The sequence below is a fragment of the Rhodopseudomonas palustris genome (assembly GCF_003031265.1).
In the GTDB taxonomy this organism is placed as follows: domain Bacteria; phylum Pseudomonadota; class Alphaproteobacteria; order Rhizobiales; family Xanthobacteraceae; genus Rhodopseudomonas; species Rhodopseudomonas palustris_H.
On the sequence record NZ_CP019966.1, the window covers coordinates 1,205,747 to 1,218,280 of the forward strand.

Annotated in this window: 12 protein-coding genes; 10 read left to right on the forward strand and 2 right to left on the reverse strand. The window is 66.0% G+C overall.

Going from position 1 to position 12,534, the window contains the following annotated elements; translation table 11 throughout:
• Window positions 1–64 precede the first annotated feature (64 nt).
• Window positions 65–964 carry a 4-(cytidine 5'-diphospho)-2-C-methyl-D-erythritol kinase gene (locus RPPS3_RS05595; protein WP_107343215.1) on the forward strand — a complete coding sequence of 300 codons (900 nt, stop codon included), beginning with the start codon at window positions 65–67 and terminating at the stop codon, window positions 962–964.
• Window positions 965–1,141: 177 nt separating this feature from the next.
• Here the strand turns inward: RPPS3_RS05595 and RPPS3_RS05600 are convergent, their stop codons facing one another.
• Window positions 1,142–2,152, reverse strand: a complete 1,011-nt coding sequence (locus tag RPPS3_RS05600) for a polyprenyl synthetase family protein (protein WP_107343216.1) — start codon at window positions 2,150–2,152, stop codon at window positions 1,142–1,144.
• 208 nt (window positions 2,153–2,360) lie between these two features.
• Between RPPS3_RS05600 and RPPS3_RS05605 the strand changes: the two genes are divergently transcribed.
• The 8 genes from RPPS3_RS05605 to RPPS3_RS05645 all read left to right on the forward strand — a co-directional run bounded on the left by RPPS3_RS05605 (window position 2,361) and on the right by RPPS3_RS05645 (window position 10,601).
• Window positions 2,361–2,588 (forward strand): DUF2007 domain-containing protein, encoded by a 228-nt coding sequence (locus RPPS3_RS05605; RefSeq protein ID WP_107343217.1) that lies wholly within the window; start codon window positions 2,361–2,363, stop codon window positions 2,586–2,588.
• The gene (locus tag RPPS3_RS05610) at window positions 2,581–3,360 is read left to right on the forward strand and encodes a tRNA1(Val) (adenine(37)-N6)-methyltransferase (RefSeq protein ID WP_107343218.1); all 780 of its coding nucleotides are present in this window, start codon (window positions 2,581–2,583) and stop codon (window positions 3,358–3,360) included. Before RPPS3_RS05605 ends, RPPS3_RS05610 begins: the two co-directional genes overlap by 8 nt.
• Before the next feature lie 245 nt (window positions 3,361–3,605).
• On the forward strand, window positions 3,606–4,508 hold the full coding sequence (locus RPPS3_RS05615; protein ID WP_107343219.1) for a S49 family peptidase: 903 nt from the start codon (window positions 3,606–3,608) through the stop codon (window positions 4,506–4,508).
• 119 nt (window positions 4,509–4,627) lie between these two features.
• Window positions 4,628–4,816 carry a DUF4234 domain-containing protein gene (locus RPPS3_RS05620; RefSeq protein ID WP_107343220.1) on the forward strand — a complete coding sequence of 63 codons (189 nt, stop codon included), beginning with the start codon at window positions 4,628–4,630 and terminating at the stop codon, window positions 4,814–4,816.
• A gap of 424 nt (window positions 4,817–5,240) precedes the next feature.
• On the forward strand, window positions 5,241–6,188 hold the full coding sequence (locus tag RPPS3_RS05625) for a glycine--tRNA ligase subunit alpha (protein ID WP_107343221.1): 948 nt from the start codon (window positions 5,241–5,243) through the stop codon (window positions 6,186–6,188).
• 190 nt (window positions 6,189–6,378) lie between these two features.
• Window positions 6,379–6,813: an endonuclease domain-containing protein gene (locus tag RPPS3_RS05635; protein WP_107343222.1), complete on the forward strand. Its 435-nt coding sequence runs from the start codon at window positions 6,379–6,381 to the stop codon at window positions 6,811–6,813.
• Entirely contained in the window at window positions 6,813–8,969 is a 2,157-nt protein-coding gene (gene glyS, locus RPPS3_RS05640) for a glycine--tRNA ligase subunit beta (protein WP_107343223.1), read from the forward strand. The genes RPPS3_RS05635 and glyS overlap by 1 nt, the downstream gene beginning before the upstream one ends.
• A gap of 525 nt (window positions 8,970–9,494) precedes the next feature.
• On the forward strand, window positions 9,495–10,601 hold the full coding sequence (locus RPPS3_RS05645) for a hypothetical protein (protein ID WP_107343224.1): 1,107 nt from the start codon (window positions 9,495–9,497) through the stop codon (window positions 10,599–10,601).
• A 13-nt stretch (window positions 10,602–10,614) separates the two neighbouring features.
• On the opposite strand, the gene RPPS3_RS05650 is transcribed toward RPPS3_RS05645, so the two are convergent.
• The gene (locus RPPS3_RS05650; RefSeq protein WP_234820109.1) at window positions 10,615–11,901 is read right to left on the reverse strand and encodes an MgtC/SapB family protein; all 1,287 of its coding nucleotides are present in this window, start codon (window positions 11,899–11,901) and stop codon (window positions 10,615–10,617) included.
• A gap of 469 nt (window positions 11,902–12,370) precedes the next feature.
• On the opposite strand from RPPS3_RS05650, the gene RPPS3_RS05655 reads away from it, so the two are divergent.
• Entirely contained in the window at window positions 12,371–12,526 is a 156-nt protein-coding gene (locus tag RPPS3_RS05655) for a DUF3096 domain-containing protein (protein WP_013500996.1), read from the forward strand.
• Window positions 12,527–12,534: the final 8 nt, after the last annotated feature.

The following is a 12,534-nucleotide window of genomic DNA, read 5'->3' on the forward strand; positions in this document are numbered from 1 at the left end:
CTAAAAGGGGGGTGGAGCTTCGGTTCGGTTTCGCTCAGAACCGGCGCTCCAGGAGACGATTTCCGTGACCGACGGCTCTGCGACAACACTGCGTGACGAGGCGCGCGCCAAGGTGAACCTGACGCTGCGCGTGGTCGGCCGTCGCCCCGACGGCTACCACGAGCTGGAAAGCGTGGTGGCGTTCGCCGATTGCGCCGATCACCTGACCTTGCAGCCGGGTGCGGCGCTGAGCCTGACCACGATCGGCCCCGGCGCGCAGGATTGCGGCGACAGCGCCGACAATTTGGTGCTGAAGGCAGCGCGGCTGCTCGGCGAACGTGTGCCGAACCTGATCACCGGCGCCTTCACGCTCGACAAGCATCTGCCGGTGGCTGCCGGCATCGGCGGCGGTTCGGCCGACGCTGCCGCGGCGCTGCGACTGCTCGCCCGCGCCAATGATCTCGCCGTTGACGATCCACGTCTCATCGAGGCCGCCCGGCTGACCGGCGCCGATGTGCCGGTGTGCCTGCCGTCGAAGCCCTGCGTGATGACCGGCGTCGGCGAGAAACTGTCGCCGCTGCCGCTGCCGCGGATCCCGGCCGTGATGGTCAATCCGCGGGTGCCGGTGGCCACCAAGGACGTGTTCACTGCGCTGGGTCTGAAGCCAGGCTCGCTTGCGGTCGGCGCGACCGACGTCCTCGCTGCGCCCGCCTGGCCGAAAGCCGGTGCGCCGCTCGCCGATTGGGTCGTGGCGCTCAAGGCCGGTACCAACGATCTCGAGCCGCCGGCCCTCAAGGTCGAGCCGGTTGTCGGCACCGTGCTAGAGGCGCTGCGGGCGACCGCCGGCGTTCAGCTCGCCCGGATGTCCGGTTCGGGGGCGACCTGCTTTGCGCTGTACGCCGATGATGCCTCGGCTCGTGCCGCCGCGGATACGCTCCGCGCCGCGCATCCTGGCTGGTGGGTCCACGCCGGCAGCCTGAGCTAACCATTCTCTGTCATTCCGGGGCACGCGAAGCGCGAACCCGGAATCTCGAGATTCAGGGCACCTCGGCGGCGCAGATCCGGGAAGCTTCTCGGCCAAACAACCGCGGCATTCCGGGTTCGCTCGCTGACGCGAGCGCCCCGGAATGACGGTGCTTGTTTCAGGAAGAGCTGCGTCCGCTCAGTGCGAGCGCGCGAGGCAGAACGCCACCACCTGCTCCAGCGCCGTCTTCATCGGCGAGGACGGGAACAGCGCGAGCGCGTCGACCGCCATTGCGCCGTAGTGCTGGGCGCGCTGGATGGTGTCGTCGAGGGCGCGGTGCTTGGTCATCAGCTTGATCGCCTGATCAAGGTCGGCATCCGAAATCTCGCCGCGCTCCAGCGACTTGATCCAGAATTCGCGCTCGGCGTCGTTGCCCCGGCGGAACGCCAGCACCACCGGCAGGGTGATCTTGCCCTCGCGGAAGTCGTCGCCGACGTTCTTGCCGAGCTTGGCAGCCTTGCCGCCGTAATCGAGCACGTCGTCGATCAGCTGGAAGGCGATGCCGATGTTCATGCCGAACGAGCGGCAGGCCGACTGCTCCGGCTTCGGCCGGTTGGCGATCGCCGGGCCGACTTCGCAGGCGGCGGCGAACAGTTCGGCGGTCTTGCCGCGGATCACCGCGAGATATTCGTCTTCAGTGGTCGCGGTGTTCTTGGCGGCGGCGAGCTGCATCACCTCGCCCTCGGCGATGGTGGCGGAGGCCGACGACAGGATGTCGAGCGCGCGCAAGCTGCCGACCTCGACCATCATCCGGAATGCCTGGCCGAGCAGGAAGTCGCCGACCAGCACGCTGGCCTCGTTACCCCACAGCATCCGCGCCGACTTCTTGCCGCGGCGCATCTCGCTCTCGTCGACGACGTCGTCGTGCAGCAGGGTCGCGGTGTGCATGAATTCGACCGCGGCGGCGAGCTTGATGTGGCCGTCGCCGGTGTAGCCGGTGAGGTTTGCCATCGCCAGCGTCAGCATCGGCCGCAGTCGCTTGCCACCCGACGAGATCAGGTGGTTAGCGACTTCAGGAATCATGGTGACGTCGGAGCCGGTCCGCGACAGGATGGTGGCGTTGACTCGCTCCATGTCCGCCGCAACGAGTTCGACGAGTTGGTCGATCGAGGCGGTCGAGGGGCCCTCGAAGGGTACGATTACGGCCACGCTGGGTCTCCAAATTCCGGGGACGGATGCGGCGAAGCTGCTCGCGCCATCCGAGCCTTGGTCCAGTCATCGAGGCGCCGGCCGGCTCGACCATTCCGCGCCTCATTGCGGTTCCCTCTATAGCACGGGAACGACCCTGCAACGAGGCGATCGATCCCCCGCAACGGTCGGCGCGAGCTATAATGCAGGGACGACAGGAGAGGCAAGGTTGCGAGAACTGCTGCGGACCAACGACGCGGTACTGCTTTCGGCGGTGGGGGCATTGCTGGATGGTGCCGGGATCGACCACCTGGTGCTGGATCAGAACATGAGCATTCTCGAAGGCTCGCTCGGGGTCATCCCGCGCCGCGTTCTGGTGCACGAGGACGATCTGCGCGCTGCGCGCCAGTTGCTGACCGACGCCGGACTGGCGCACGAGCTTCGGTCCGATGGCTGAACTGGTTGATCCGGCAGCACAAAGCCTTACCGAAGACGGTTTTCTCGGTGGCAGGCTGCGGCTGCGGCAACCTGCCGCCGGCCATCGTGCCGGTCACGACGCGATTCTGTTGGCGGCTTCGACGCGGGTGAGGGCCGGCGATCGGGTGGTCGAATTCGGCAGCGGGGTCGGTACCGCCGGACTCGCGGTGGCGTGGCGGGTCGACGGAATCGCTCCGGTCCTGGTTGAGATCGACCCTGGTCTTGCGGCGATTGCCCGTGACAATGCCCACCTCAATGGGCTGGCAACCGAAGTCGTCTGTCTCGATGTCACAGGCTCAGCCGAGACGTTTGCGGCGGCCGGACTCGGGCCCGACTCGGCCGACGCAGTGCTGATGAATCCACCGTTCCATGATGCCGGCCGGCATCGGGGGTCGCCGGATCCGGCGCGGCAGGTGGCGCATCTGGCAACGGCGACGACTTTGGAAGCATGGGTTCATGCGGCGCGGCGGGTGCTCAAGTCGGGCGGGGCGCTGACGCTGATTTGGCGGGCGGATGGGCTTGCCGATGTTCTGAGTGCGCTGGGGCGCGGCTTCGGCAGCGTGATGGTGCAGCCGGTGCATGGGAATGCCGATAAGCCGGCGATCCGTATTCTGGTACGTGCGACGAAGGGCGGGCGGGCGCCGCTGGTGCTTGTTCCGGGGTTGCTGCTCAACGACCCGTCTGGACACCCGAACCCGATCGCGCGCGCCGTGCTCGCCGGGGAGCAAATTCTGCCGCTGGCGCAATCCTAATCAGCGGCTGGGCAAAAACTGCGCAGTGCTGATTACTGCGGTTGCGGTTCGTTGTGCTTGGCCGGTGCGCTGGTGACGTGCACGGCCGCGAGAATTGCCGCGATCAACAACATCAGCAGGTAAATTTTCATCGGTCCCTCCGCTGCGTCGTGGCAGCCTCGTCCCTATATGAAGCCTGCGTTGCAAAACACGTTCCATACCTACCAAATGGTGGCATCCAAGATGGTCGACAATAGGGTGAAGCGATGAGCGATGCTGCGATCAGCGGTCGCAGCGAGCAGGGTTGGCTCGCCGGTCTCGGTAACTGGATTCCGGCGCGCTTTCGGCGCGACATTCCGGTGGTGCCGGTGGTGCGGCTGTCGGGCACGATCGGCGCGGTGACGCCGTTGCGGCCGGGCCTGACGCTGGCCGGAGTCGCCAAGCTGCTCGATCGCGCATTCTCCACCCGCAACGCCAAGGCGGTGGCGCTGGCGATCAATTCGCCGGGCGGCTCGCCGGTGCAATCGCGGCTGATCTATCTGCGCATCCGCGCGCTCGCCGCCGAGAAGAAGCTGCCGGTCTACGCGTTCGTCGAGGATGTCGCGGCCTCGGGCGGCTACATGATCGCGTGCGCGGCCGACGAGATCTATTGCGATCCGTCGTCGATCCTCGGTTCGATCGGCGTAGTCGGCGGCGGCTTTGGCTTTCAGGACCTGATCAAGAAGATCGGCGTCGAGCGCCGGCTCTACACCGCCGGCGAGCGCAAGGCGCAGCTCGATCCGTTCCTGCCGGAAGACCCGCAGGAGGTCGCGCGGCTGAAGGTGCTGCAGCAGGAAATCCACGCGCTGTTCATCGCATTGGTGAAAGAGAGCCGCGGCACCCGGCTAAAGGGCGAGGAGTCCAAGCTGTTCACCGGCGAGTACTGGGCCGGCGCCACCTCGGTGTCGCTCGGCCTTGCTGATTCGATCGGTGATCTGCGTGCGGTGCTACGCGGCAAGTTCGGCGACAAGGTCCGCACCCCGCTGATCTCGCCGCCGACCGGTCTGCTCGCCAACCTGTCGCGCAAATCAGCCGGCGCCGGAACTGCGCTCGACGGCGTCGCGGCACTGCCCGAATCAATGATTACGGCGCTGGAAACACGGGCGATCTGGGCCAAATACGGCTTTTAGAAGATACGCGGCCGCGCGGCCTCCGCGCCATTTGGTCCCGTCAGCGTGAGTTGCGAGTGATCGCCCACTGAGCGAAGATGCAAACAGGGGCGTGACGCGACTCAAGGAGAGGTTGGACGATGCCGCCGCTGCTCGTATTGGCTGGAAGCCTGGTGGGCATCGCCATGGTGCGGTGGGCCTTCCGCACGGCCGGACGCGTCAATCAGGAGCTCGAGGTCGCCCGCGCAACGGTGTTTGCCGAAGCGGACCGCGCCAAGCTGCCGACGCTGCGGCCCGACCCGGTGACCGGCGCCTACCGGCCGGGCTGAACTCCAGATCAGACTGATCTCTTCAATCGGTGATGTGGGAATCGGTGCGCCGGCCCGAAGGGCGGGGCATCACCCATCGGGCCGGCGCGCAACCTTGGAGGTTGCAAACTTTTATGAGCGGCCGAGCGATCCGCTGAGCAGCGGCGCGACCACAAGCACGACCAGCGCAGCACTCACGGCATGAAAGGCTGTCATTTCGGCTCTCCGTCGTTTCGGCGCCGGCTTCCCAGCCGAGCGCCACGTCCCTGGAGGCCGATGGTTACCCATCAGTTGCTAACGAATTTCAGCTTTTAGCGATCGCCGTGGCGGGTGGTTAAGGAGGCGTTAACCGGCGATTTGGCCCGTTCATCGCCTTGATTTGCCGGGTCGTGGCCGATACGGTCCGGCCACTTTTCCAAAAACCCTCGTGAATCCAAAGCCGATCATGGACCCGACGCCTCCGCACATGCGCCCGGAACGTTCGTTCCAGGGCCTGATCCTGACGCTGCAGCGCTTCTGGGCCGATTATGGCTGCGTCATCCTGCAGCCCTACGACATGGAAGTCGGCGCCGGCACCTTCCATCCGGCCACCACGCTGCGGGCGCTCGGCCCGAAGCGCTGGAACGCCGCTTACGTGCAGCCGTCGCGCCGGCCCAAGGACGGCCGCTATGGCGAGAACCCGAACCGGCTGCAGCACTACTATCAGTTCCAGGTGATCCTGAAGCCGTCCCCGCCCGACATCCAGGACCTGTACCTGAAGTCGCTGGCCGCGATCGGGGTCGACACCGCGCTGCACGACGTGCGCTTCGTCGAAGACGACTGGGAAAGCCCGACGCTCGGCGCCTGGGGCCTCGGCTGGGAGTGCTGGTGCGACGGCATGGAAGTCAGCCAGTTCACCTACTTCCAGCAGGTTGCCGGCGTCGAATGCGCGCCGGTTGCCGGCGAACTCACTTACGGTCTCGAGCGGCTGGCGATGTACGTCCAGGGCATCGACCGCGTCTACGATCTCAACTTCAACGGCCGCGACGGCGACGACAAGGTCACCTACGGCGACGTGTTCCTGCAGGCCGAGAAGGAATACTCGAAGCACAATTTCGAGGTCGCCGACACCGAGATGCTGTTCGAGCAGTTCAAGATGGCCGAGGCCGCCTGCAAGAAATATCTCGACGCCGGCTGGGTGATGTCTGCCGATGGCGGCAAGCGCGAAGCCCACGCCATGGCGCTGCCGGCCTACGACCAGTGCATCAAGGCCAGCCACGTCTTCAACTTGCTCGACGCGCGTGGCGTGATCTCCGTCACCGAGCGCCAAAGCTACATCCTCCGCGTCCGCGAACTGGCGAAAGCCTGCGGCGAAGCCTGGGTGCATACCGAAGCGGGACGGGCGGAGATTTAAAGCACGGACTAATCACCCGCCCCTGGAGGGCGCTCGCTGAAGCGAGCGGGGTACACGATAACGAGGACGCCTCTGCTCCCCTCCCCCTTGCGGGGAGGGGCGGGGCAGCGAGTTCGGACTAATTACCCTCCCCTGGAGGGGGAGGGTCGCCTGCCGAAGGCAGGCGGGGTGGGGTGACAGCGGTTGCGACATGGTCAAGCGCCAGATCAGCGACTTCAAGCGCGCCACTGCGAACAAACTGCGGGCTAACAGCACCGCTGCCGAAGACATTCTATGGCGGCGGTTGCGACGAATGAATGTGGAAGGAAGTCACTTCAGACGGCAGGTGGTGATCGGGCCCTACATCGCCGATTTCGCCTGCCTCGCGAAGCGACTGATCATCGAGGTGGACGGATCACAACACGGCGACGAAGACGGCCTAAAGCGTGACGAAGTGCGAACGCAATGGCTGCAGTCGGAGGGTTACCGGGTGATCCGATTTTGGAACAATGATGTGATGAGCAAGACCGACGCCGTGATGGACGCCATCTACAACGCGACCGCTGTCACCCCACCCCGCCTGCCTTCGGCAGGCGACCCTCCCCCTCCAGGGGAGGGTGAAGCCGTTCGTGGGGAGAGCAAGTAATGCCCGATCTTCTCCTCGAACTGTTCTCCGAAGAAATCCCGGCGCGGATGCAGGGGAAGGCTGCTGATGATCTGAAGCGGCTGGTCACCGATAAGCTCGTCGCCGAAGGTCTCGTCTATGAGGGCGCCAAGGCGTTTGCGACGCCGCGGCGGCTGACGCTGACGGTGCATGGCATTCCGGCGCGGCAGCCGGATCTGAAGGACGAGCGCAAGGGGCCGAAGGTCGGCGCGCCGGACGCGGCGGTGCAGGGCTTCTTGAAGGCCGCGGGCCTCGCCTCGCTCGACGAAGCCAAGATCCAGAAGGACCCGAAGAAGGGTGACTTCTACGTCGCGCTGATCGAGAAGCCGGGCAAGCCTGCGATCGATGTGATCGCCGAGTTCCTGCCGGTGATCGTGCGCACCTTCCCGTGGCCGAAGTCGATGCGCTGGGGCGAACGCTCCCGCAAACCGGGCGCGCTGCAATGGGTGCGGCCGCTGCATTCGATCATCGCGACCTTCGGCATGGAAACCGAAGAGCCCGATGTGGTGCATTTCAACGTCGACGGCATCGAGGCCGGGCAGACCACGCACGGCCATCGCTTCATGGCCCCGGCCGAATTCAGTGTGCGGCGGTTCGAGGACTACGAGGCCAAGCTGTTCGCCGCCAAGGTCGTGCTCGATTCCGCCCGCCGCAAGGACATCATCCTGGCGGACGCGAAAACGCTGGCGCAGGCGCAAAACTACGAACTGGTCGAAGATCAGGGGCTGCTCGACGAAGTCTCCGGCTTGGTCGAATGGCCGGTGGCGCTGATGGGCTCCTTCGACAAGGACTTCCTATCGATCCCGGACGAAGTGATCCGCGCCACCATCCGCGCCAATCAGAAGTGCTTCGTGGTCGCCGATCCTGCGACCGGCAAGCTCGCCAACAAGTTCATCCTGACCGCGAATATCGAAGCCAGCGACGGCGGCGCCGCGATCACCGCCGGCAACGAGCGTGTGATCCGCGCGCGGCTCTCGGACGCCAAGTTCTTCTACGAGACCGATCTGAAGACCAAGCTGGAAGACCGGCTGCCGAAGTTCGATCAGATCGTGTTCCACGAAAAGCTCGGCACCCAGGCCGAGCGCATCGCCCGCATCGAGCGCTTGGCTGCCGAGATCGCGCCGCTGGTCGGCGCCGATGCCGAAAAGACCAAGCGTGCCGCGAAGCTCTGCAAGGCGGATCTGCTGACCGAGGTCGTTGGCGAATTCCCCGAGCTGCAGGGCCTGATGGGAAAGTACTACGCGCTCGCCCAGGGCGAAGACGCCAGCGTCGCCGCCGCCTGCGAAGAGCACTACAAGCCGCAGGGCCCGGCCGATCGCGTCCCGAGCGATCCGGTCAGCATCGCGGTGGCGCTCGCCGACAAGCTCGACACGCTGGTCGGGTTCTGGGCGATCGACGAGAAGCCGACCGGCAGCAAGGACCCGTATGCGCTGCGACGCGCGGCGCTGGGGGTGATTAGGCTGGTGCTGGATAACTCACTGCGCTTGCGGTTGCTCGCTTTGGTCTCCGCGCATTCTGCCGTCATGGCCGGGCTTGTCCCGGCCATCCACGACTTGGCTGGCAGCAAGAAAGGCGTGGATGCCCGCGACAAGCGCGGGCATGACGACGTCAGTGACAACCTCCTCTCCTTCTTCGCAGACCGCCTGAAAGTCCAACTTCGCGACCAAGGCGCGCGGCATGACCTCGTCGATGCGGTGTTCGCGCTCGAAGGGCAGGACGACATCCTGATGATCGTCCGCCGCGTCGAGGCGCTGGCGGCGTTTCTTGCTACCGACGACGGCAAGAACCTGCTGGCCGGCACCAAGCGCGCCGCCAACATCCTGCGCATCGAGGAGAAGAAGGACGGCCGCGCCTATGACGGTGCGCCGGACGCGTCGCTCTACGCGCAGGACGAGGAGAAGGCGCTGGCCGCCGCGATTGAACGCGCCAAGGCCGATGCCGGCGCTGCCGTCGCCAAGGAAGACTTCGCCGCGGCGATGACCGCGATGGCCGGCTTGCGGCCGGCGGTCGATGCGTTCTTCGACAAGGTGACGGTCAACGCCGACGACAAGGCCGTCCGTGAAAACCGCCTGAAGCTGCTGAACGAAATCCGCGCCGCGACGCGCGCGGTGGCGGACTTCTCGAAGATCCAGGACTAACGGCGGCTGTTGGTCCGCCGCGCCAGCCGCTTCCACGCCACGTCATTGCCGGGCTCGACCCGGCAATCCATCCTTCTTCCCAAAGTGTCTTCGCAGACGCGCTAAGCGCGTGATGGATGCGCGGGGCGGGCCCGCGCATGACGCCGGGTGTGGGGCAGCCTCCTTGCCGCGGCTGCCGTCACGTCATTCCGGGGCGCTCGCGTCAGCGAGCGAACCCGGAATCTCGATGTGGTCGTGCATGGCAACCGCCACGCGCCTCGCTGCGTCACCCTCTGCAATAACTGCGAGATTCCGGGTCTGCGTGCTGTCGCACGCATCCCGGGATGACAGTGCTCTTGGCGAAGCGGAGCGCCCCGGAATGACGGAGGGGGAGGGCGTGTCCTCAAGAAAGCCCCGCGTCCCTCTCAAAAGCTGCACCGATCAGCAACATTGCGAAACAATTAACCGGTCGTTAACCATGTCCTGACAGGTTGGCTGGCGGTAACGGTTCCTTAACCGTCCACCTCGGCAGCGGGGCGCAATGCCATGACCAGCATCACCAACGGCTTGAACAATTACGCGCAATACGGTGCCGCCTATGCGCGGACCGCGGGCGCGCAGACCTCGCTGGCCACGATCCTGAACGGCAATGGTGACGATGTGCTGCCGGGTGCCAGCAGCAATGCGGCGACCCAGCTGACGCTGTCGGCGGCCGCGCGGGCGCAGCTCGCCAGCGGCTCGTCGAAGGATTATTCCGCGGTGATCAGCGACAGCCGCGCCGCGATCGACAAGCTGTACAAGGCGGCCAATGTCACTGCGCCCTACGACGACAGCGGCAAGCCGAAGATCGACCTGTCCGGGCTCGACCGCCGGGCGCTGTTCGCCATCGCCTCGAACGCCGGCGGCCGGTTCACCGACGCCGAGCAGACGTTGGCGGCGACCACCCGGATCGCGCAGTTCAACGACGCGCTGTCGCCGGCGACACAGACCGCCAAGCTGATCGGCGACTACAGCACCGTGTACAAGGCGGCTGCGAGCTATCTCGACGGCGCTTCGAGCGAAGAGAAGGCGACCGCGACCTGGCAGGCCGAGCGCGCCGCGATCACCAAGGGCCTGGCGGCGACCCAGGCCGATCCGTCGAAGATTCCGGCCGGCATCAGCAACGATCCCGTGGCGGCCTATCTGGCGCGCTATCCCTCCGGCAGCGCCACCACGGCCACCAAGGATTTCGGCAGCGTTGCCAAGCAGGCGCGCGCCACGCTCGACGACCAGGCCGCGCAGGCGACCGCCGCCGGCAAGCTGCTGGTGTACGATCCGGCGCGCAAGACCGGCCAGCAGGCGGATCTGTCGGTGCTCGACAATCGCTCGCTGTCGGCGATCTCGCTCAACAAGGACGACCTGTTCTCGCAAGAAGAGGTGTTCGCCGCCAAGCGCGAGCTCGACGGCCGTAACCGCGCCAGCATCCTCACCGCGCTGAAGCAGAGCCAGACCTCCGGCAATCCGGCGGATTTCAGCCTCGGCCTGCTGAACGCTTATTCCGGCATGAGCGCAGAGGAGCGCACCGCGACCAACTGGACGCCGGCATTCCGCGACAACGCGGTGCAGAGCTACAAGGCGACCACGTCGCTGCTGTCGATGCTGAAGCGCGGCTAGCGCTCGCCGCCGCTCAAGCCGCGATCTTCGCCAGCCACGCCGCCAGCGCGACGCCGGCGATCGCCAACGCCACCAGTATCACCGCGCTCTGCCAGGTGCGCCGGCCGCCGAACGCCACCGCGTAGGCGGCCTTCAGGACATTGTTGGACGATGCCGCGATCAGCACCGCGATCGCCACCGCATGTTCGCCGATGCCCGCGGTGCCGCCCTGCGCCAGGTTGAGCACGAAGGGATCGATGTCGGAGAAGCCGACGATCGCTGCCAGCCAGTAGATGCCCTGCGTGCCGAATTCGGTTTTGACCCAGGTCGAGGCCAGCGAGATCGCCACGAACAGGGCTGCGAACACCGCTGCGGCGCCGAGTTCGAGCGGGTTGCCGCGCTCCGATGGCTGGGTGGCTTCGCCGCTGGGGGCCTTGATGATGAGGTATTGCAGCGCTGCGATCGCCAAAGCGACCGCCGCCAGCCCCAGCATCGGCGCAGCCAATGCACGCGCCAGCGTCATGTTAAACACCGCGATCACCACCAGGATGCGCAGGTACATGATGCCGGTCGCCAGCGTGATACCGGCCGTCGCCTGGCGGCGGAACGACTCGCTGACGGCGGCCTGCCGCGCCAGAACCACGGTGGTGGCGGTCGAGGAATACAGCCCGCCGAGGCCGGCCATCCACAGTCCCTGCGCGGCGCGCTGCCAATAGCGCTGCGCCAGATAGCTCGCATAGGACAGCGCCGACACCAGCGTCAGCGCCAGCCATACCTGTCGCGGCGTGATGCTGGTCAGCGAGGTTACCGGTTCGGCCGGTAGCAATGGCAGCACGACACCGCTGAGGATCAGGAACTGCGCCGCGGTGGTAATCTCGCGGGTATCGACCTTGCGCACCAACCGGTGCAGCCAGTCGCGGCTGGTGAGCAGGATCACCGCCGTGACCGTGATGCCGACCGCGACCCAATGCGGCAGCGCCAGCGCGATCGCCCCGAGCAGATAGGCATGGACGTTGAGCAGCAGCACGACGAGGCCGGCATTTCGTTCGCCTTGGTCGTCGCGCTCGCGCAAATGCACCGTGTAGAAGATCGACAGCCAGACACCGAGCACCAGCAGGCCGCCGGTGAAGGCGACCAGATGGGTGGGGTCGAGCCAGTACAGAACGCCGCCGCCGAGAGATAGCAGTGGAAAAGTGCGGACGCCGCCCGGCCGCGCGGATTTTCGCTGCTCGAAGAAATCTTCGAACGCGAAGCCGAGAAAGAAACTCAGCAGCAACAACAGCGCGAGGCTGTGAACGGACGGTGTTGCGATCATCGGCATCGGCGAAGCCGCATCTGCGCGGGAGGACGTCGGCGCGGCAGAGCACCGCGACGCCGGCGCGAGAGCCGAGCCGGTGCCGGAACTCTAGCAGGCGGGGCGATGCGGGAGAAGCAATCGGAAGGCGAGGGAGGACCGACGGAGAAGAGCCCCGCCCGGCGGGGGAACGGGACGGGGCTCTCCGATCCGGCCGCGTCGGTGGCGTCCGGACCCACGTTCAAGCGAATTGCGCGTCCACCTGAACGATCAAAGAGCAGCGACCTGTCGAGGCTGCGCCGCTCGGTCTGCTGGGGCAATGCCCGCCCGCGCGCGATGTTCCGTGCAGGGATGTCGCAGTGGTCCGGATTTTTGCCGGTCAGGGAACCCTGAGCCACGCAGCGGCGTCATCAGCCGCCGGTATCGCTCCTTGCCTGTGTCCGCTACCAATCCGCCTGCGATTCGATCCGATCGCTTCCTTCCGCCGGAGACTGCCATGACAATCACCACTGCCCACATTCCAGCCATCGTCGCGTTGATCGCCGGTATCCTGATTCTGGTGATGCCGCGGCTGCTGAACTTCATCGTCGCGATCTATCTGATCTGCGTCGGACTGATCGGTCTGGGCGCGTTGCGTTTCCTGCATCTTTAGTCGGCTCG